Source organism: Streptomyces sp. P9-2 (assembly GCF_051903975.1).
Classification (GTDB): domain Bacteria; phylum Actinomycetota; class Actinomycetes; order Streptomycetales; family Streptomycetaceae; genus Streptomyces; species Streptomyces cellulosae.
Genome location: NZ_CP192633.1, coordinates 4,106,888 through 4,127,770, shown reverse-complemented (window position 1 = coordinate 4,127,770; position 20,883 = coordinate 4,106,888). Strand labels below are relative to the sequence as shown.

Here is a 20,883-nt window from a genome sequence, read left to right as displayed (position 1 = left end):
AGTCCCCGTCGTGAAGATGTGGTCCGATCACGGGTGAACGGGAGTTGAACGCCACGCTTGCGGGGCGCGGTCGATGGCAGGGTGAGCAACATGAACGGTCGTGACCTGGTGCGTTCGTGGTGGTCGGTCGGTGTGGCGGGAGCGGCACGAGGGTTGCGTACCGTACGAGCAGCGTGGCGCAGGCGGGGTGCGGACGCCACCGGGCCGGGGCCGGTGCGGGCGCGGGTGCCGGGGGCCGTGCGGGAGGTGGAGCCGGGTCCCGGCGGGGGTGTGATCCGGTTCGCCCGCTCGGAGCTGCGGATCCTCGTCGCGGTGAACGGCGCGGTGTTCTGGGGGTGGGACGGGACCGGTCCGGAGCCGTCGTACGCGCTGGCCGGCGCGTGTCCCGAGCCGGATCCGCGGGCCGAGCTGGAGCCGGACACGGACGGCGGCTGGCGTGTGGTGGCCGAGCGGGTGACGGTCGCGGTGTCGCGGCACGGCGCGCTGGAGGTGCTGACGCCCGGCGGTGTGATGCTGCGGCGGGATCTGCCGCCGCGGTGGTGGGAGGCGGAGGATCGAGGTCCGGCGCGGTGGTTGCTGCGGTCGGAGGTTCCGGCGGACGCCCGTTTCTTCGGTCCGGGCGGCCGGGCGGAGGCGCCCCGGTCGCGGGAGGGGAAGGGGGTGAGCGCGGCGCCGGTGACCGTGCCCGTGCAGCTGGTGGTGGCGGACGCGGGCACGCATCTGCTGTTCGTCGACAACCCGTGGGACGGCACGGTGACCGTGCGGGAGGGCGTGGAGGGCGCCGGTTCCGGCCACGACCGGGTGGGCACGAGCGAGCTGCGCATGGAGGGCGGTCCGGTGCGCGGCTGGGTGATGGTGGGCACACCTGCGCGGGTCCTGCTGATGTGGGCGTCGCTCACCGGGGCGCCGGCGCTGCCGCCCGCGTGGGCGTTCGGCCACCACCACGTCCGGGAGGGGTGCGGCGGCGAGGACGAGGCGCGGCGGGTGGTCGCCGGTCACCAGGAGCGGGGGCTGCCGCTGGACGCGGTGCATCTGGGGGACGGTCATCTGGACGGCGGGCGTGCGTTCACGGTCGACCAGGACCGTTTCCCGAAGCTGCCGGTGCTGGCGGACGAGCTGCGGCGGGAGGGGATACGGCTGGTGTCGGCGGTGCCTGCGGAGAGGTGGCCCGTCGAGGCGCCCCGCCCGGATCTCACCGACGCGCGCGTGGGGTACGCGGGGCAGGCGGCGCAGGGCTTCGCCGGGGTGTGGCACACGGGCGACGCCTCCGTGCGGGGCGGGCGCGTGGACGCACTGGGACTGGCCCGGGCCGCGTACGAAGGGCTGCGGGACGAGGTGCCCGCCGACGAGCGGCCGTGGGTGCTGTCACGCTCCGGGTGGGCCGGGCTGCAGCGGTACGGCGGGGTGTGGCTGGGCGAGGGCGCCCCGGGGTGGGCAGGACTGCGGGCGTCGCTCGCGCGGGTGTTGGGGCTCGGGCTGTGCGGTGTGCCGTTCTCCGGGCCGGACGTCGTGGGCGACGACAGGAACGGCTCCTCCGAACTGTACGTACGGCAACTCCAGTTGGCCGCGTATCTGCCCTTGCTGCGCACGGGCTCCGGGCCGTGGGAGTACGGCGCGGTCGTCTTGGGTTACGCGCGCGTGGCGCTGGGCGAACGACGGCGGCTGATGCCGTACTTCGTGACGCTGGCGCATCTCGCGCAGCGGACCGGGGCGCCGATGGTGCGGCCGTTGTGGTGGCCGGCGCCGGAGGAGCGGGAGGTGCGGGACTGTGAGGACGCGTTCCTGCTGGGGGACGCGCTGCTGGTGGCGCCGGTGCTGGAGCCGGGCGCGGTGCGGCGTGAGGTGCGGTTGCCGCGCGGGCGGTGGTACGACACGGCGACGGGGCGGGCGTACGAGGGGCCGGCGAAGGTGCTGGTGGACGCGCCCTTGGAGCACATACCCGTGTTCGCGCGGGCAGGCGCGGTGGTGCCGGTGCGCGGGGAGGGCGGCGGGACCGAGCTGGAGGTGTGGGCGCCCGCCTCGGGCCGGAGCGGGGGCGGGCTGGTGGTGCCGGACGACGGGGACGGCGGGGACGGACCGCAGGTCGAGCGGTACTCGGTGACCCGCTCGGGCCCGCGGGTCGTCGTACGGCGCGAAACGGAGGACGGCGCCCTGGAGCCGTCCCGGCCGGTACGGGTCCGCGGGCTCGACGGACCGGGCGGTCAGATGTAGCGGCCCTCGAAGAAGGCGCGCACCGCCACGGTGTGCAGGGGGAAGGCGAGTTCCTCGGGGCGGCGCAGCAGGTGCGTGCCCTCGGTCTCGTCGGTGGGCGCGGAGGCGGGCAGGTCGGCCGCCGGGCGTTCGGGGAGCAGGCCGAACAGCAGCAGATGGCCGTCGGGTGCGCTCATGGCGTCGACGAGGCGGACGTCGCGGCTCTCCGCGTCGAGGCCGGTCTCCTCCTTGAGTTCGCGGACGACGGCCTGGCGCCAGTCCTCGCCGTGGTCGATGTAGCCGCCGGGCAGGGCGGTGCCGCCCTTGGCGGGCGGGATCGCGCGGGTGACGACGACCAGGGCGGTGCCCTGGGTGTCGTACACGGGCTGGAGGGCCACGGCGACCGGGAGCGGGTTGCGGTAGGCGACGGCGCCGCAGGCGGGGCAGGTGCGCGGCCAGCCGGAGACGCCCTCTCCGTAGGGCGCGCCGCAGGACGAACAGTGGCTGCCCGCCGCGGAGTTGGAAGCGTGATTATCGGACACGCGCGGGACTGTATCCGATGACGGAAGGGGCGTCTCCGTTAGGGCGGTCTAGCGGTGGCCGGCGAGGGACCGGCGGGACACCGGGAAGTCGAAGTAGGTGTCCGGGTAGGCCTCGGGCTTGAAGGTGTAGTGCCACCACTCCTCGGCGAGGTTCACGAAGCCGAGGTCCTCCAGGGTGTTCTTGAGCAGCATCCGGTTGGCGCGCTGTTCGCCCGTGATGCGCGGGTCGAGGGTGTGGCTGAGGGTGTCGAAGCAGTCGTAACCGGTGCCCATGTCCACGGAGTTGTCGGGGAACCGCTCGTCCTGGGGCGCGAAGCAGGGGGTGAGGGGCTCGCCCGGGCGGTAGGGGCGTGTGGGACGGGCGGGGAGTTTCACCACGGTGAGGTCGACCGTGGAGCCGCGGCTGTGGCCGGACTTCTCGGCGATGTACCCGTCGGCGAACAGGCGGGTCTTGTCGACGTTCGGATAGAACTCGGCCTTCATGGTCTGGTCGTCGAGGTCCTCGGCCCAGCGGACGAAGTGGTCCACGGCGCGCTGCGGGCGGTAGCAGTCGTACACCTTGAGGGAGTAGCCCTGCGGCAGCAGCCGGCGCTGGGCGGTGCGGAGGGCCTCGGCGGCGGGGCGGGTGAGGATGCACAGGGGCTGCCGGTAGCCGTCGATGCGCTCGCCGGTGAAGTTGTGCGGGGTGACGTAGCGGATCTCGTGGAGGATCGTCGGGTCGACGCTGTGGAGGGCCACGAAGTCGCGGGGCGCCTTGGGTTCGGGGGTCGCCCGGGCGGGTGCGGCCACGGCGGTCGCGGTGAGCAGGGCGGCGAGGGTGGTGACCAGGGCGCGTACCGCGCGGGAAGAACGTGTCATGTCCCCTGCATCTATCAGACGGGGGCCACCGCGCGGAAGCAGGCGCCCCGACCCGTTCTGTCACCGACCTTGACGCTTCCTGACCGCCGGTGAACACTTCCGGTGTCAGTCGACATCGCCGTACATCTCGGCGCATTTTGGTGCGCCACGGCAGGCGTTCACCACGCCAGGACTCCCCCACGGGCGATGCGGCTGCGACGGCACGCTCGTCACGGACGCCGGGCGGGGCGCGGATCCTCCCTGCCTTCGGCTGAAGTCGCCACGGGAAACGCACCCTGCACGTGAGGTCCGGGGCCGACCGTCCTGGGCCCCGGCCCAGGAGCCGCCATGAGCAACGGAGACATATTCGTCGGCGAGGTCATCGGCACCGCCATCCTCATACTCTTCGGCGCCGGCGTGGTCGCCGCCGTCGTCCTCAACTACTCGAAGGCGAAGGACGCCGGCTGGGTGGTCATCGCGTTCGGCTGGGGCTTCGGCGTGATGGCCGGGGCGTACACCGCGGCCCCGTTGTCCGGGGGCCATCTCAACCCGGCGGTCACCCTGGGGATCGCCATCGACACCGGCGAGTGGGACAAGGTCCACGTCTACGTGGCCGGGCAGATGGTCGGCGCGATGCTGGGCGCCCTGCTGTGCTGGCTGGTCTACTACGCGCAGTTCGAGGCCAACGCGGAGGAGGACATCTCCCAGCCGACGCTGGGCATCTTCTCCACCACCCCGGCGATCCGTCGCCCGGTCGCCAACCTCGTCACCGAGATCATCGCCACCATGGGCCTGGTGCTGCCGATCCTGGCGTTCGGGCTCACCAAGGGGCTCGGCGAGTCGGGCACCGCGATCCTCATCGTGTCGTTCCTGGTGGTCGGCATCGGCCTGTCGCTCGGCGGCCCCACCGGATACGCCATCAACCCGGCCCGTGACCTCGGCCCGCGCATCGTGCACGCGCTGCTCCCGATCCCCCGCAAGGGCACCTCGGACTGGGGGTACGCCTGGGTCCCCGTCGTGGGGCCGCTCATCGGCGGGGCGCTGTCCGGGCTCGTGTTCAACGCAGCGTTCTGATCCCGCAGCACCGACGAAGGGGACGCCATGACGGACAAGTTCGTCGCCGCGATCGACCAGGGCACCACCTCCAGCCGTTGCATCGTCTTCAACCAGCACGGCGCGATCGTCGCCGTCGACCAGCGCGAGCACCGCCAGATCTTCCCGAAGCCGGGCTGGGTGGAGCACGACGCCACGGAGATCTGGTCCAAGGTGCAGGCCGTGGTGGCCGGCGCGCTCGCCAAGGCGGGCCTGCGCGCCGGCCGGCTCAGCGCCCTGGGCATCACCAACCAGCGTGAGACGACGGTCCTGTGGGACCGGTCCACGGGCAAGCCCGTGCACAACGCCATCGTGTGGCAGGACACCAGGACCGCCGGACTGTGCGCGCAACTCGGCGGCTCCGACGGGCAGGACCGGTTCCGCGACCGCACGGGGCTGCCGCTGGCCAGCTACTTCTCCGGGCCCAAGGCGGCCTGGCTGCTGGACAACGTGCCCGGGCTGCGGGCCCGCGCCGAGAACGGCGAGATCGCCTTCGGCACCATCGACTCCTGGCTGATCTGGAACCTCACCGGCGGCACCGACGGCGGACGGCACGTCACCGACGTGACCAACGCCGGGCGGACCATGCTGATGAACCTGGAGACCCTCCAGTGGGACTCGTCCATCCTGGAGGCGATGAACGTCCCGGAGGCGGTCCTCCCGGAGATCAGGTCCTCCGCCGAGGTCTACGGCACCGCCGTGGGCCAGCTCGCCGGGGTGCCCGTCGCCTCCGCGCTGGGCGACCAGCAGGCGGCGGTCTTCGGACAGGCCTGCTACGACGTCGGCACCGCCAAGAACACCTACGGCACCGGGAGTTTCCTGCTGCTCAACACCGGCGACCGGCCGGTGCCGTCGAAGCACGGGCTGCTCACCACCATGGGCTACAAGATCGGCGACGAGGCGCCCGTGTACTGCCTGGAGGGGTCGATCGCCATCACGGGCGCGCTGGTGCAGTGGTTCCGCGACCAGCTCGGCATCATCCGCTCCGCGGACGAGATCGAGCCGCTCGCGGCGAGCGTGGAGGACAACGGCGGCGCGTACATCGTGCCCGCGTTCTCCGGCCTCTTCGCCCCCTATTGGCGCTCCGACGCGCGCGGTGTCGTCACGGGTCTGACCCGTTACGTCACCAAGGCGCACCTGGCGCGGGCGGTGCTGGAGGCGACGAGCTGGCAGACGCGTGAGGTCGTCGACGCCATGTACCAGGACTCCGGGGTGCGCATCACCACCCTGAAGGTGGACGGTGGCATGACGAAGAACGGCCTGCTGATGCAGCACCAGGCGGACGTGCTCGGGGTACCGGTGATCAGGCCCCGGGTGTCGGAGACGACCTGTCTGGGCGCCGCCTACGCGGCCGGGCTCGCCACGGGTGTGTGGAACGGTCTGGACGAGCTGAAGTCGCACTGGCAGAGGGACGCCGAGTGGACGCCCGCGATGGAGACGTCCGTGCGGGACCGTGAGTACCGCAACTGGCGGAAGGCGGTGGAGAAGAGCCTCGGCTGGGTCGAGGAGGGCGAGGACTGAGGCACGCGCGCGTGGTGCCTGTCCGTCGTGCGGCGGCTCGTGCTCCTGTCGGCGGGAGCACGGGCCGCGTCCTCGCGGCCGGGTCAGGTGGTGACCGCGCTGCGCCGCCGCGCGGCCTGGGTCATGGCGTGCTGGACGACGCCGACCAGGACCTCCTTGACCGACTCGCGGTCGCGCGCGTCGCACAGCACCAGCGGTACGTCGTCGTCGAGGTCGAGGGCCCGGCGTACCGCGTCCTCCGGGTAACGGGCGGAGCCTTCGAAGCAGTTGACGCCGACCACGAAGGGTATGGCGCGCCGCTCGAAGTAGTCGACGGCGGCGAAGCAGTCCTCCAGGCGCCGGGTGTCGGCGAGGACGACCGCGCCGAGCGCGCCCTCGGACAGCTCGTCCCACATGAACCAGAACCGCTCCTGGCCGGGCGTGCCGAACAGGTACAGCACCAGGTCCTCGCGCAGGGTGATGCGCCCGAAGTCCATGGCCACGGTGGTGGTGCTCTTCGCCTCGACGCCGCTGGTGTCGTCGACGGGCCGCCCGGCCTCCGTGAGGAGTTCCTCGGTGCGCAGCGGCCTGATCTCGCTGACCGCGCCGACGAGCGTGGTCTTGCCCACGCCGAAGCCGCCAGCCACCAGGATCTTGAGCGTGACGGGCTCGACCGGGGGCTTGCCGCGCTCAGAACGCCCGAAGATCATCGGTCTCTTCTCCTGCTCGATGGTGGTCGGGCGGCGGGCCGTATCCCCCGCCGCCGGGGGTTTCGATGACGAGGACGTCGCCGGGGCCGACGTCCGCCGAGTCGCTGCCGGCGAGCCGGGTGACGGTGCCGTCGGCGCGTTCGATCCGGTTGGCGCCCGTGGCTCCTGGGAGTCCGCCCGCCATGCCGTAGGGCGGGACCCTGCGGTGCTGGGACAGCGTGGAGACGGTCATGGGCTCCAGGAAACGGATGCGGCGTACGCCTCCGTCGCCGCCGCGCCACCGTCCGGCGCCGCCGCTGCCCCGGCGCACGGCGAACTCGTCGAGCCGGACCGGCAGTCGCCACTCCAGGATCTCCGGGTCGGTGAGCCGGGAGTTGGTCATGTGGGTCTGGACGACGGGCGCGCCGTCGTACCCGTCCCCCGCGCCGGAGCCGGACGCCACGGTCTCGTAGTACTGGTGGCGGGCGTTGCCGAAGGTCACGTTGTTCATGGTGCCGGACCCCTCGGCCTGGACGCCGAGCGCCGCGTAGAGGGCGCCGGTGACGGCCTGTGAGGTCTCCACGTTGCCCGCGACGACGGCGGCCGGGGGTTCGGGCGCCAGCATGGAGCCGGGCGGGACGACGATGCGCAGCGGCCGCAGACAGCCGTCGTTGAGCGGGATGTCGTCGGCGACGAGGGTGCGGAAGACGTACAGGACGGCCGCGTTGACGACGGAGAAGGGCGCGTTGAAGTTGGTGGCGAGCTGCGGGGAGGTGCCGGTGAAGTCGATGGTCGCGGAGCGTGCGGCGCGGTCCACGCCCACCTTGACGCGGATGACGGCGCCCGCGTCGGTCTCGTAGGCGTACTCGCCGTCGTCCAGGGCGTCGACGACGCGGCGCACCGCTTCCTCGGCGTTGTCCTGGACGTGCCGCATGTAGGCCTGGACGACGTCGAGTCCGTAGGTGTCGATCATGCGGCCGACCTCTTCGACGCCCTTGTGGTTGGCGGCGATCTGGGCGCGCAGGTCGGCGAGGTTGGTGGCCGGGTTGCGGGAGGGGTGGCGGGCCTCGGTGAGGAGGCGGACGGTCTCCTCCTCGCGGAACCGGCCGTTCTCGGTGAGCAGCCAGTTGTCGAAGAGGACGCCCTCCTCGTCGATGGTGCGGCTGTTCGCGGGCATGGAGCCGGGGGCGATGCCGCCGATCTCGGCGTGGTGGCCGCGGGAGGCGACGTAGAAGAGGACTTCGGGGTCCGTGCCGTCCTGAGGGGTGCCGAAGACGGGGGTGATGACGGTGACGTCGGGCAGGTGGGTGCCGCCGTGGTACGGATCGTTCACGGCGTAGGTGTCGCCGGGGCGCATGGAGGCGCCGCGCCGCCGGATGACCTCCTTGACGCTGGTCCCCATCGAGCCGAGGTGGACGGGGATGTGCGGGGCGTTGGCCACCAGGTTCCCGTCGGGGTCGAACAGGGCGCAGGAGAAGTCCAGCCGTTCCTTGATGTTGACGGACTGGGCGGTGGACTCCAGGCGGGCGCCCATCTGTTCGGCGATGGACATGAAGAGGTTGTTGAAGATCTCCAGCAGGACCGGATCGACGTCCGTGTCGACTTCGGAACTCTGCGTGACGGCCACGCGTTCCATGACCAGGTGTCCGTCGTCGGTCGTCGCTGCCTGCCAGCCGTCGTCGACGACGGTCGTGGAGCCGTCCTCGGCGATGATCGCGGGGCCGGTGACGGTCTCGCCGGGAGGGAGGTCATCGCGGCGGTGGAGGGGGACGTCGCGCCAGGCGCCGCCGGTGTGGAGGCGGACGGTGACGGGTGCGGCGGGCCGGCCCGACCAGGTGGCGAGGGCGGAGAGATCGGGGGGTTGAGTGGTGCCGGTGGCCTCGACGGAGAGGGCCTCGACGACGACCGGGCGGTCGAGGATGAAGGAGTAGGTGGCGCGGTGCCGTTCCTCGAAGGCGCGCCGCATGGTGTCCGGGTCGGTGAGCCCGACGGTGAGGGTGGTGTCGGTGCCGTCGTAGCGGAGCTGCGCCCGCCGGGTGACCTCGACGCGCTCCTCGGGGACGTCCTCGGCGAGGAGTTCGGCGCGGGCCGCCGCCTCCAGCTCGTCGGCGGTCGCGTGGACGCGAGGCATGGCGGCGGGCTCCAGCGGGGCCTCGACGGAGCGTTCGCGCATGGCGGTGGTGTCGGCGAGGCCGATGCCGAGGGCGGACAGCACGCCCGCCATGGGCGGCACCAGGACGGTGCGGATGCCGAGGGAGCCGGCGACCATGCAGGCGTGCTGGCCGCCGGCCCCGCCGAAGGTGGTGAGGGCGTACCGCGTGATGTCGTGGCCCTTCTGCACGGAGATCCGCTTGACCGCGGCCGCGATGTTGGCGACGGCGATCTGGAGATAGCCCTCGGCGACCTGTTCGGGGGTGCGGTCGTCGCCGGTGCTCTCGTGGATCTCGCGGGCGAGAGCCGTGAAGCGGGCGCGGACCACGTCCGCGTCGAGCGGCTGGTCGCCGCCGGGGCCGAACACGGCGGGGAAGTGCGCGGGCTGGATGCGGCCCAGCATGACGTTGGCGTCGGTCACGGCGAGCGGGCCGCCGCGCCGGTAGCAGGCGGGGCCGGGGTCGGCGCCCGCGGAATCGGGTCCCACACGGTAGCGGGAGCCGTCGAAGTGCAGGACCGAGCCCCCGCCGGCGGCGACGGTGTGGATGTCGAGCATCGGCGCGCGCAGCCGCACCCCGGCGATCTGCGTGGTGAACACCCGCTCGTACTCGCCGGCGAAGTGGGAGACGTCGGTGGAGGTGCCGCCCATGTCGAAGCCGATGACCCGGTCGAACCCGGCGAGCTGCGACATGCGGGCCATGCCGACGATCCCGCCGGCCGGCCCGGACAGGATGGCGTCCTTGCCGCGGAACTGACTGGCCTCGGTGAGCCCGCCGTTGGACTGCATGAACATCAGCCGTACGCCTTCGAGCGCGTCGGCGACCTGGCGCACGTAGCGGCGCAGCACGGGTGAGAGGTAGGCGTCGACGACGGCGGTGTCCCCGCGCGGCACCAGCTTCATCAGCGGGCTGACCTCGCTGGACAGGGAGATCTGCGGGAAGCCGACGCGGGCGGCGAGTTCCCCGACGCCCTGTTCGTGGGCGGGGTGGCGGTCGCTGTGCAGGCAGACCACGGCGACGGCCCGGATACCGTCGTCGTACGCCTGCCGCAGCGGGCCTTCGAGGGCGTCGAGGTCGGGGGCGCGCAGCACGGTGCCGTCGGCGGCGACGCGTTCGTCCACCTCGATCACCCGCTCGTGGAGCGGTAAGGGCAGGTCGATACGGCGCGCGAAGAGGTGCGGGCGGTTCTGGTAGGCGATCCGCAGGGCGTCGCGGAAGCCCCGGGTGACGACCAGCAGGGTGCGCTCGCCCGTGCGTTCGAGGAGGGCGTTGGTGGCGACGGTGGTCCCCATGCGAACGGCCTCGACGGGGTCGCCGGACCCGTCGAGCAGCGCGCGGACGCCGATCACGGCCGCGTCGGCGCCGGGCGGGCCCGAGCGGTCCGGGTCGGGGTTGTCGGAGAGGACCTTGCGGGTGAGCAGCCTGCCGTCGGGGCGGCGCGCGACGATGTCGGTGAAGGTGCCGCCTCGGTCGACCCAGAACTGCCAGCCTGTCACGTCACTACCCCGCTTCCGCGCCGGTCACAGCGCCCGGAGGCCGTTGATCACGTCGCGCAGAATACTCTCGTCCGGCAGCTCCGCCGGGGGTACCGGCCGGTTCACATGGACGAATTCCGCGTCCACGAGATCGCCCACGAGGACCCGGACCACGCCCACCGGCAGGTCGAGCCCGGCGGCGAGTTCGGCGACCGTCTGGGGGGTGTCGCGGCACAGCCCGACGATGTCGACGTGCTCCGGGGACAGGGAGGGGTCGTCCTCCGCGTCGTCCGCGTGCGGCTCCACGACGACCACGGCGATCAGGTCGAGGCGGTGCTGGGCCGCACTGGTGGTGCGGCCCCGCGTCATGGCGTACGGACGGACGACCGGTCCGGCCTCGTCGTCGAACCAGTGGCTACTACCCTGACCGTGATCGCTCATGTCGGTCCACTACCCACCCGAGGGCAGATCGGTGCGTGGCGCGGCGCCCAGGTGCACGCCGACACGCTTCACCAGGAGGGTCATCTCGTAGGCCACCTGGCCGACGTCCGAGTCGGCGTCCGCGAGGACCGCGAGGCAGCTGCCGTCCCCTGCGGCGGTGACGAACAGGAACGCCTCGTCGAGCTCGACGACGGTCTGGCGGACCTCACCGGCCTCGAAGTGGCGGCCGACGCCCTTGGCGAGGCTGTGGAAGCCGGAGGCGACGGCGGCCAGGTGCTCGCTGTCCTCCCGGGTGAGGTCCTTGGACGCCCCCGTGGGCAGGCCGTCGCCGGAGAGCACGATCGCCTTGCGGATGCTGGCGACGCGGTCCACCAGGTCGTCGAGGAGCCAGTTGAGCTCGCCCTTGTCGTTCGTGTGGCCGGTGGCGCTCGGTTCGGTCATCGACCGTCCCCCTTTGTCCTTCGTCGTGGTGCTGTGCCGCTGCCGGCGTCGTCGCCCGCGGCGTTCTCCTCCCGGCCGCGCTGCCAGCCGCGCTGGAGCGAGGCCATGCGGCTGCGTACTTCGTCCGCGTCCCGTTCGGCGGGCCGGGCCCGGTCGGTCTTCCGGGTCGCGGCGTCGCGCTTGAGCTGCGGGGCCAGGCTGGCCTGCCGCACTCGGCGGGGCAGTGGTGCGGTGTCGGGCTGCGGTGTGCCGGTGTCCGTGTCGTGGGTGACCGGAGAGGAGTCGTCAGGGCCGCCGGGCATGGTCGCGGGGCGGCGGTCGGGGGCGCCGGACGCGGGGCCTGCGGGCGCTTCGGGCGCGGGCGTGTCGAGTGCGGGCGCTTCGGGCGCATCGGGCGCTTCGGGCGCGGGCGCGTCGGCGTGCTCGGGGCCGGTGGTGCGGCGGCGGCTGGGCAGGGGCGGCGGTGTCTCCGCGCCCGGCTGCTCCGCGTCGCGCGCGGGCAGCTCCGGCACGGGTTCCGCGCCGGCGCGTCCGATGGCCCGGCGGCCGGTGTCGCCGCGGCGGCGGGACGGCAGCGGAGGCGGCTCGTCCGCGTCGGGGCGGGTGTGCGGGGCGTCGTCGTCGGTGCGTCCGCCGCGGGCCCGCTGGTCGCGGACCGGGCGGCCGTGGGAGCTGACCAGCTTGGGGGTCGCCCGGCGGGTGAGCGGCACGGGTCCGCTCCCCCGCTCGCCGGCCTCCTCCGTGTCCTCGTCGGCGGCGGTCTCGGGCCGTGCGGTGTCGCGGGCGGCCCGCTCGTCGTCGGTGAGGGAGCGGCGGGGCCGGAACAGGCCGCCGTCCCCGTCGTCCAGGGCGGGGAAGCCGTCGAGGGCGTCGAGGTCGACGGGCCCCTCGAGTTCGACCGGCCCGTCCAGCACGGAGGCAGGCAGTCCGGGCAGGGCCACGGGCACCTGGGAGAGCGCGGCACGGCGGCTGTCCGCCGGTTCCTTCTCCGTACGGCGCGGGCGGTCGAGGCGGAACCCTACGCCGTTGGTGTCGGGCACGTCGTCGGTGAGCAGCGCGTCCGGGATGAAGACGACGGCCGTGGTGCCGCCGTACGGGGACGGCTGGAGGGAGACGCGGACGTTCTGCCGCTGGGCGAGCCGGCTGACCACGAACAGGCCGAGCCGGTCGGTGTCGGACAGCTCGAACTCCGGTGTCTCCGCGAGCCGCAGGTTGGCGTCGAGCAGCGCGTCGGCGGCCATGCCGAGGCCCCGGTCGTGGATCTCCAGGGTGAAGCCGTTGCCGACGCGCTCGCCGACGACCTGGACGGCTGTGTGCGGCGGGGAGAACACCGTGGCGTTCTCCAGCAGTTCGGCCACCAGGTGGGTGAGGTCGGCGACGGCGGGACCGGTGACCGCGACGCGGGGCAGCCGGCGGACCTCGATGCGCTCGTAGTCCTCGACCTCGGCGACGGAGGCCCGGACGACGTCCATGAGCTGGACGGGCTTGCGCCACTGCCGGGAGGGGGCGGCGCCGGACAGGATGACCAGGCCTTCGGCGTGCCGCCGCATACGGGTCGTCAGGTGGTCGAGGCGGAACAGGTCGGCGAGTTCCTCGGTGTCGTCGGTGCGGCGCTCCATGGCGTCGAGCAGGGTGAGCTGCTTGTGCAGCAGCACCTGGCTGCGGCGGGCGAGGTTGACGAACACCTCGGAGACGCCGGCGCGCAGTTCGGCCTGTTTGACGGCGGCCTCGACGGCGGCGCGCTGGAGGGTGTTGAGGGCCTGGCCGACCTCGCCGATCTCGTTCTTGTCGTACTCGAGCTGCGGGACCTCGGTCTCGACGTCGACCTGTTCGCCGGCCGAGAGGCGGCGCATCACGCTGGGGAGCCGCACGCCGGACGCCTCGTGGGCCTCCAGGCGCAGCTGCCTGAGGTCGCGGATGAGTTTCCGGCCGACGCGCACGGAGAGGTACAGCGAGAACAGCAGGGCGGCGAGGCCGAGCACGCCGGCGACCACGGCCTTGGCGATGACGCCCAGGGCGACGGGCCGGACGCGTTCCTGGTAACGGTCGGTCGCCTGGTCGTTGAGGGCGCCGAGTTCGTCGAGCACCTTGCCCGCCGCGGTGTCCCAGCTCTTGGCGGTGACGCCGCGGGGCTCGCCGTCCTCGGCGAAGACGGCGGCCTGCTCGCCGACCCGCAGCGGGGCGGTCGTGGCGTTGCCCCAGAACGTGTCGTAGCGGTCGCGCTCGTCGGCGGGGAGCTGCGGCAGGGCGGTCTCGTAGAGCAGGGTGCGCTGGGCCATCAGGTCGGAGACGTCCCGCACCTCGGTGGGGGCCAGCTTGCCGACGATCAGGGCGGAGCCGAGCAGGGCGTCCTCGCGGGAGAGCAGTTCGCGGGCGCGGGAGAGGTTCACCAGGGCGCGGTACTGCTTGTCCAGGCCGACGTCCTCGACGACGTGCAGGTCGGACAGCAGGACGTAGCAGGGGTCGACGAGGCGGTTGTAGAGGTCGAGCGCCTGGCGGCGGTCGACGGTGCCGTCGTCGACGCTGCGGCGGAGGGACTCGATGCCCTCGAACGAGTCGAGCGCGGCGTCGAGTTTGTCGGTGCTGCCGTGCATGGCCTCGCGCACGTCCCTGGCGGACGCGCTTGTGCGGACGGCGGCGACGGCCCTGTCCGTGGCGGCGCGGCTCGCCTTGAGGGCGGTGAGGCCGTCGGAGGCGCGGGGGTCGGCGAGGTGGACGAGGGTCTGCCGGCGCTCCTGCTGGAGGACGCGGACGGTGTCCTCGACGGGGTAGCCGACCTCCTCCATCACGGACGACACGTCGAACAGGTGGCTCGCCTCACGGCCCGTGATCACGGTGGTGAAGGCCCAGAGCGTGGTCAGGGACACCAGCGGCACGAGGAGCAGCGCCACGATCTTCCGGCGGATGGACTTCCCGCGAAAGCGCATGGCCTCCCCCAGCTCGGCCCCCGGGCGACCGGGGGCACACATGTGCGTCAACAAACGGCGCGAGCCTACTACCGCCCCAGGGGCAACTCGAAGACCTGTCCGGAGGGTTCGATTCCGGCACGCGGTCGGTTCGGGCGGAGTTGTCCGGTCATTGCGGGAGATTGCCTCCCGGAATCCGGGACGAGTTCCCCGGCCCTTTGTCCCAGGTTTCACACACTGGTTGGCCTGAATCTTTCCCGACCGGGAATCTTCACGAGTCCCCGCGCGTCCTAACCTGCGGGACATGGGGGCGGAATCGGCCACAGGAGCCGTGTCCCGCACCTGGGCGGCGTAAAACAGCGCATCCCGGGCAGCCAATGGGGAGCCGGGTCTTCGGACAGCAGCAGCGGGCTGGCGGCGGTGGGGAGTGACACGGGTGATGGGCACGGCGGAGCGGCGGCGTGAGGCGTCCGAGGACGGTGCGGCGGCGCGGGAGGTGACGCGGCGGCAGGCCACGGAGGCGGAGCGTGCGGGGCACATGGCCGGGCCGGCGGACGCCGGGCGCGTCCGGGAGGCGGCCGGTGCGCGGCAGGCCTACAGGCCCCTGTGGGTGGAGGAGCCGGCCAAGCGGCGCAGGCTGCCCGACCCGGTGCGGACGGCCGCGGTGCGGGCGGTGCTGGTCATCGCGGTGACGCTGATCCAGGCCACGGTGGCCGTGCTGTGCACGCTGGCCGGGTCCTGGCTCGCCTTCCCGATGGTCATCAGCAGCGTCGTCAGCACGATCGCGGCAACCTGGGCGGTGCTCGACGTGTGGGTGACCCGCCAGGTCTGGAACCAGCGGCACGGCGTGGTGTCCACGCCCGCCAGCACGGCCCGGGCGCTGCGCCGTGAGCGTCGCCAGGCCCGCCGGGCGGAGCGGGCCGCCGAGCGCGAGCGGGCCCGCATACGCCGGCGGGGCGGCGCCGGGCAGCTGTCGCACTCGTAGGGCTCGCCGTCGGTAGGGTGGCGTCTCCGCGACGCGCAGGTGAGCGCGGTGCGCGACGGCCCGCCGGGCGGCGCGCACCGGGTGTACGGAGAGATGGGGGCCGGCCATGACCCGTGCGGGGCGGCCCGGAGAGCGGCGGAACAGCCCGAGCGGCGCCGTGCAGTCCGTGGACCGGGCCGTGAGCGTGCTGGAGATCCTCGCCCGGCGCGGCGAGGCCGGGGTCACGGAGATCGCCGACGAGCTGGGAGTGCACCGCTCCACCGCGTTCCGGCTGCTGGGCGTCCTGGAGAACCGGGGCCTGGTCGGACAGGCGGGCGACCGGGGCAAGTACCACCTGGCCGCCGGTGTGCTGCGCCTCGCGGGCGCGGCGGCCGTACGGCTGGACGTCTCGCAGGAGGCCGTCCCCGTCTGCCGGGACCTCGCCGACGAACTGGGCGAGACGGTCAACGCCGCGGTGCCGGACGAGGACGCGGCCGTCAACATCATGCAGGCGCGCGGCACGGCCGCGGTGACGGCACAGGACTGGCTGGGCCGGCGCACGGCACTGCACGCGACGTCCAGCGGCAAGGTGTTCCTGGCCCATATGACGCCCGCCCGCCGCGAGGAACAACTGGCCCGCCCCCTGCGCCGCTTCACCGAACACACCGTCACGGACCCGGCGGCGCTGCGCCGCGAACTGGAGCAGGTGCCCGAGCAGGGGTACGCGGCGACGCGTGAGGAACTGGAACTCGGCCTCGTCGCCGTCGCGTCACCGGTCCGCTCGCACGACGGCACGGTGATCGCCGCGATCAGCGTCTCGGGGCCGGTGTTCCGGATGACCCCGGACCGGATTCCGCTACTGGGGGCGAGGACGACCGCGGCCGCGGAGGAGCTGTCTCGGCGCATGGGGTACGGGTTCTAGAGGCGCGCGGGCCGACGAGGCGTTCCGGCACGCGCCCTCGACACCGAGGTGCGGCTCCCTTCTCGGGGCAGGGTGTGGCACAGTCCGCCCCCCGCGCCTTACGTCGTCGTCGCCGGCCGTTTGAACATCCGGGTCGCCGTGATCTCGCTGTGGGTTTCCTCGCCCGGGTCCGGCTGCGGCAGGCCCGGGCGGAGGTGTTCCTCCACGCTGATGTACTTCAGGCCCGCCCGCAGGTCGGCGTCGTTGCGGAGGCGGATGACCAGGGGGAACTCGGCCAGGGCCGTGGTGTCGAACAGGCCCGTGGTGTACAGCAGCTGGACGCCTAGCGCGTCGGCGACCGCCCGCTGGAGCTCCAGCAGATAGGTCGCGTTGGCGCGGCCGATGGGGTTGTCCAGGAACAGCGTGCCGGCGTGCCGGTGCTTGTCGCGGCCCCGGTCGTTGGAACGCAGCGCGGCCATCGTGCAGTAGAGGGCGATGGCGGCGGTGAGCAGCTGCCCGCCGGAGAACACGTCGCCCATCTGCCCGACCGGCACCCGCTCGGCGCGCAGCACCGCGTCCGGCTTGAGGATCTCGACCGCGACGCCCTTGGGCCGCAGGGCGGCGCCGACGCCGCGCAGCAGCAGGGACATGCCGTCGCGCCGCAGGTCCGAGTTCTTCTTGACGGCCGCGCGGGTGGCCTCGTCGATGACCTCGCCGAGGCGCTCGGTGAGCGTGGCCTGGTCGGGCTCCTCGAAGCGGATGCGCAGGAACTCCTGCCCCGACCACTCCCCCAGTCCCTCCGGCAGCCGGGAGAGCCGCTGGGCGGAGCGCAGCGTGGCGAGGGCGGACTCGACCAGACCGCGCAGCCGGTCCACGATCGAGTCGCGGTTGCGCTCCAGCTGCTCCAGCTCGTCGGTGAGGACGCGCAGCCGGGGGGCGAAGGCGTCGGCCCACTTCTTGGCGTGCTCCGGCAGCGCGGAGGCGGGCAGTTCACGGATCTGCTGGCGGGCCGGCGTGCGCACCTGCTCGTAGCGGGTGGAGTTGGCGTGCCGCACCAGCACGTCGCTCGCCTCGCGCACGGCGGCCTCGGCGGCGGACAGGTCGGCGGCGCAGCCGCGCAGCGAGCGACGGGCCTCGGCGGCGGACCGCCGGGCGTCGTCCAGGTCGCCGGGGTACGGCTCGGGCCGCTCCTGCTCCTCCTCTGTGGCGTGCTCGCGCAGCAGGTCGCGGAGCATGGCGGCGATCTCGTCGAAGCCGCCGGCCGCGTCCTCGGCGGCCCGGTGGGCGGCGAGCAGCTCGGCGTGCGTCTCCCGGGCCTGGCTCAACTCCTCCTCGCGGGTGGCGAGTTCGACGGTGGCCGTGCGCAGGAGCGCCTGGGCGTGCTCGGCGTCGCGCGGCTCCAGCTCCTCGGGGAGGTCGGTGTGCGCCTCGCCGTCGGCGGGGGCGAGGCGCTCGGCCTCGCCTCGAAGCCGGCCGAGCTGCTCGCTCGCGCCGGACATCCGGGTCTCCAGAAGCTGCACCAGCTCCTCGGCGCGCGCGGCGGCCGCCTGCCGGCTGGGCCCGTCGGAACCGTCGGGCGACCGGAGCAGCTGCTCGGCGCGGGTGCGGACCTTGTTGCTGAGCCGGTCCAGCTCGGCGCGGGCGGCGCTCTCGTCGCTCTCCGCGCGGGCCTGCTCGGCACGCAGGTCGGCGCCGACGCCGACCTTCTCGTACACCTGGGACGCGGCCCGGTAGGCCTCGCGCAGGGCGGGCAGGGATGCCTGCGGGGCGCCGTCGCCGTCCTCGGGCAGGTCGTCGGGGGCGCCGGCGATCTCGGAACGCTCGGCGCGCAGGGTGCGCGCGGTGCGGCGGGCGTCGTCGGCGGCGCGCTGGGCGGCGCGCCGGTCCTCGTCGGCGGCGCGGGCGCGCTCCAGGCAGGACTGGGCGCGCGCCTCCGCCTCGGCGGCGTCGTCGGCGAGTTCGCGCAGCTTGGCCTGCCAGCCTGCGCGTTCACGCAACCGGAAGGCGAGTCCTGCGAGGGCGTCGGCGGCGCGCCGGGCCTTCTGGGCGGCCTCCTGCCGTTCGTCGCGGACCCGGACCGCCTCGGCGGCCGCCTCCTCGGCCTCCGCCCGCAGGCTGCGCGCCTCGGCCAGCTCGGCCTCGGTCTCCTCGGCGAACGCCCGGGCCTGCTCGGCCGTCGCGGCCAGTTCGGCGAGGCGTCCGGCGGGGCAGCCGGTGCGCCAGGAGGCGAGCCGGGCGGCGAGTTCGCGGTCCTTGCCGAGCCGTGCGGCGAGGGCGCGGATCTCCTCGTCCCGCTCGGCGGCGCGGGCGCGCAGCGCCTGCCGCTCCTCGTCGGCGGCGTGCTCGTCGTGCATGGCCGGGTTCGGCGGTACGAGGAACACGTCGCCGGAGTCGGACTCGGGCGTGGGTGCGAGCAGCGCGGCGGCCGTGCCGACGGCGACGGCGGACCGGGGCAGCAGGGCGGCGTCGCTCAGGGCCTCGCGGGCGCGGACGTGGGAGTCGGGGTCGGTGATGACGACGCCGTCGACCAGCTCGGGGCGGGCGGCCAGGACGCGCGCGTGGTCGGCGGGGTCGACGGCCTGGGCGAGGTAGCGCCACCCGGGGAGGGCGGGGATGCCGTGCTCGCCGAGGAACTCGACGGTGGCCAGCACGTCCGGGCCGGGCGGCAGCAGTCCGCCGTCGCCGAGGGCGCCGAGAATGCGGGCGTCGTCCGCGGCGGCGGTGCGCAGCTCGAACAGCTGGCGCTCGGCGGAGGACACGGCGTCGTCGAGCAGCTCGCGCAACTCGTCGGCGAACCGGTCGAGTTCCTCCGCGCTCAGCCCGCCCTCACGGGAGCCGTCGGCCCCGGCGTCGGAGTCCGTGCGCTGGCCGGGTACGGCGCTCCGGCGCTTGGCGGAGGCGCCGGGCAGGCTGAGCAGTTCCGCGAGGCGCTGCTCGGCGGCGAGGCCCTCGGCGGTGCGGCGCTCGCTCTCGTGGGCGCGCTCGGCGGCCGTGGCCGCGTCGGCGGCGCGGGCGGCGGTGAGTTCGGCGCGGCTCTCGGCGGCGGCCGCCTCACGGGCGTGTTCGGTGGCGCGCCGGGCGGTCTCGCGGGCGGTGTCCCAGGCGGCGACGGTGGTCTTCTCGGCGTCGCTGGCCGCGAGGGCGGCGCGGGCCGGGTCGGCGTCGGGGGCGCTGTCGTCGAGCCAGCCGGCCCGGACGGCCTCGGCGGTCTCCTGCTCGACCTCGGCGAGCCGCTGGCGCAGATGGCCGATCTCGCTGCGGGCGCGCTGTGCCTCGGTGGCGGCGGCGGTGGAGTCGCGGTAGGCGCCGTCGCTGACCTCCTGGAGGGCGGCGGACCGCTCCTCCTCCTCGTTGGCGAGGTTCTCGGCGTTCTGCGCGGCGGCGTGCAGGGCGCGGACCAGGTCGACGGCGGCCTTGGCGCGGGCGGCGAGGGCCGGGGCGGCGTCCCGCTCGGCCTCCTGGATCGCGGCGGACACGCGGGCGACCCGGTCGGCGGCGGCGCGGTGCCGCAGCACGGACTCGGCGGCCTGCCAGGCGGAGTACAGGGTGCGCGCGTCGGCCAGTTCGCGCTTCTGTGCGGCGGCGGACTTCTCGGCGGCGGCGAGCGCCAGGGAGGCGTGCCGGTAGGCGAGTTCGGCGGCGATGGACGCGCTGTGCTCGCGGGCGGTCTCGGCCCGGGTGACGGCGTGGGCGGCGGCGGTGACACGGTGGGCGAGGTCGGCGGCGCGCTCGCGCTCCTGGGCGCCGCGCGCGGAGAGCCGGCGGGCGAGGGTGCGGGTGCGGCGCTCGGCGGAGGCGTGGATCTCGCGGGCGCGGGTGCGGGTGTCGGCGGCCTCGACGATGCGGCCGAGGAGGTCCACCGAGCCCGCGGTGAAGTCGCGTTCGGCGATGAGTTCGGCGCGCCGGCCCAGCTTGTTGCCGAAGCCGCTGACCAGGTCGGCGAGTCCGTCGGTGTCGCGGGTGTCGGTGACGGCACGCAGCAGCAGGTCGGTGAAGTCGGAGTCCTTCTTCACCGCGAAGAGGCCGGCCGCCTCGCCCTCGTCGGCGTTCATCTCCCGCTGGTAGCGGAAGAGTTCGGGGTCGAGTCCGAGGTCGCCGAGGTGCTCGGTCCAGCGCTCGTGGATCTCCTCCCAGTGGACCTCCAGGTGCGGGTAGGTCTTGCCCGCCTCGGTGAGGGCGTCGCGGAAGCCCTTCATGGTGCGGCGGCGGCCGCGCGCGCCGGACTGGCCCTCGGCGGGCGGGCGCACGGAGGTGGCCTCGGCGACGGGGAGGTTGTCGAGGCTGAGGCCGGGTCCGGGGCGGAAGGAGTACCAGGCCTCGGCGAACTTCCGCGGGTCGTTGGAGACCTGACGGCCCCGCCATTCGCTGACCTTGCCGACGACGACGCACTCGCCGGTCTGCACGTGCTGCCATTCGAGCGCCACATGGCCGCAGTCGTCGGCGAGGAGGAACTTGCGCAGGACGCCGGAGCTGGCGCCGCCGAGGGTGTTGCGGTGGCCCGGGAGCATCACGGAGAAGATCAGCTTGAGCAGGACGGACTTGCCGCCGCCGTTCTCCAGGAAGAGCACGCCCGCGGGCGCGGGGCGGCGGGGCGGGCCGACGGGCTCGTCCGCGAAGAACTCCGCCTGCGTCGGCGCCGGGTTGGGCACGGTGGCGCCGACGCCGCGCAGGTCGAGCACGGTGTCGGCGTAGCGTGCGCCGGCCGGTCCGATGGAGTAGAGGCGGACCCGGGACAGCTCGTACATGGCGGACTCT

The 20,883-nt window shown here is 73.9% G+C and carries 13 protein-coding genes; 5 read left to right on the top strand and 8 right to left on the bottom strand.

Annotated elements, in window-relative coordinates; all coding sequences use genetic code 11:
* The first annotated feature begins 90 nt into the window (after positions 1 to 90).
* Complete coding sequence (locus ACQY0Z_RS18920; protein ID WP_439812564.1) at positions 91 to 2,211, top strand: glycoside hydrolase family 31 protein; 2,121 nt, start codon at positions 91 to 93, stop codon at positions 2,209 to 2,211.
* Here the strand turns inward: ACQY0Z_RS18920 and ACQY0Z_RS18915 are convergent.
* Complete coding sequence (locus ACQY0Z_RS18915) at positions 2,202 to 2,732, bottom strand: NUDIX domain-containing protein (protein ID WP_189905923.1); 531 nt, start codon at positions 2,730 to 2,732, stop codon at positions 2,202 to 2,204. The two genes, ACQY0Z_RS18920 and ACQY0Z_RS18915, sit on opposite strands and share 10 nt — an antisense overlap.
* A 48-nt stretch (positions 2,733 to 2,780) precedes the next feature.
* On the bottom strand, positions 2,781 to 3,590 hold the full coding sequence (locus ACQY0Z_RS18910) for a M15 family metallopeptidase (RefSeq protein WP_439812563.1): 810 nt from the start codon (positions 3,588 to 3,590) through the stop codon (positions 2,781 to 2,783).
* Between the two features lie 327 nt (positions 3,591 to 3,917).
* Between ACQY0Z_RS18910 and ACQY0Z_RS18905 the strand changes: the two genes are divergently transcribed.
* Both ACQY0Z_RS18905 and glpK read left to right on the top strand, forming a co-directional pair.
* On the top strand, positions 3,918 to 4,643 hold the full coding sequence (locus tag ACQY0Z_RS18905) for an MIP/aquaporin family protein (protein WP_189905927.1): 726 nt from the start codon (positions 3,918 to 3,920) through the stop codon (positions 4,641 to 4,643).
* A 27-nt stretch (positions 4,644 to 4,670) separates the two neighbouring features.
* Positions 4,671 to 6,182 (top strand): glycerol kinase GlpK, encoded by a 1,512-nt coding sequence (glpK, locus tag ACQY0Z_RS18900; RefSeq protein ID WP_189905929.1) that lies wholly within the window; start codon positions 4,671 to 4,673, stop codon positions 6,180 to 6,182.
* Positions 6,183 to 6,265: 83 nt separating this feature from the next.
* On the opposite strand, the gene ACQY0Z_RS18895 is transcribed toward glpK, so the two are convergent.
* Genes ACQY0Z_RS18895 through ACQY0Z_RS18875 form a run of 5 tightly spaced genes read right to left on the bottom strand, consistent with a single transcriptional unit; the run spans position 6,266 to position 14,284 of the window.
* On the bottom strand, positions 6,266 to 6,871 hold the full coding sequence (locus tag ACQY0Z_RS18895; protein WP_254586872.1) for a GTP-binding protein: 606 nt from the start codon (positions 6,869 to 6,871) through the stop codon (positions 6,266 to 6,268).
* Positions 6,852 to 10,496: a hydantoinase B/oxoprolinase family protein gene (locus ACQY0Z_RS18890; protein ID WP_439812562.1), complete on the bottom strand. Its 3,645-nt coding sequence runs from the start codon at positions 10,494 to 10,496 to the stop codon at positions 6,852 to 6,854. The genes ACQY0Z_RS18895 and ACQY0Z_RS18890 overlap by 20 nt, the downstream gene beginning before the upstream one ends.
* A gap of 24 nt (positions 10,497 to 10,520) precedes the next feature.
* Positions 10,521 to 10,916: a DUF742 domain-containing protein gene (locus tag ACQY0Z_RS18885; protein WP_189905934.1), complete on the bottom strand. Its 396-nt coding sequence runs from the start codon at positions 10,914 to 10,916 to the stop codon at positions 10,521 to 10,523.
* 9 nt (positions 10,917 to 10,925) lie between these two features.
* Positions 10,926 to 11,357 (bottom strand): roadblock/LC7 domain-containing protein, encoded by a 432-nt coding sequence (locus ACQY0Z_RS18880; protein ID WP_006136686.1) that lies wholly within the window; start codon positions 11,355 to 11,357, stop codon positions 10,926 to 10,928.
* Positions 11,354 to 14,284: a nitrate- and nitrite sensing domain-containing protein gene (locus tag ACQY0Z_RS18875; RefSeq protein WP_254586870.1), complete on the bottom strand. Its 2,931-nt coding sequence runs from the start codon at positions 14,282 to 14,284 to the stop codon at positions 11,354 to 11,356. Before ACQY0Z_RS18875 ends, ACQY0Z_RS18880 begins: the two co-directional genes overlap by 4 nt.
* Before the next feature lie 418 nt (positions 14,285 to 14,702).
* On the opposite strand from ACQY0Z_RS18875, the gene ACQY0Z_RS18870 reads away from it, so the two are divergent.
* The gene (locus ACQY0Z_RS18870; protein WP_439812561.1) at positions 14,703 to 15,248 is read left to right on the top strand and encodes a hypothetical protein; all 546 of its coding nucleotides are present in this window, start codon (positions 14,703 to 14,705) and stop codon (positions 15,246 to 15,248) included.
* Positions 15,249 to 15,354: 106 nt separating this feature from the next.
* On the top strand, positions 15,355 to 16,149 hold the full coding sequence (locus tag ACQY0Z_RS18865; RefSeq protein ID WP_189905940.1) for an IclR family transcriptional regulator: 795 nt from the start codon (positions 15,355 to 15,357) through the stop codon (positions 16,147 to 16,149).
* A gap of 98 nt (positions 16,150 to 16,247) precedes the next feature.
* On the opposite strand, the gene ACQY0Z_RS18860 is transcribed toward ACQY0Z_RS18865, so the two are convergent.
* Entirely contained in the window at positions 16,248 to 20,873 is a 4,626-nt protein-coding gene (locus ACQY0Z_RS18860) for a hypothetical protein (RefSeq protein ID WP_439812560.1), read from the bottom strand.
* Positions 20,874 to 20,883: the final 10 nt, after the last annotated feature.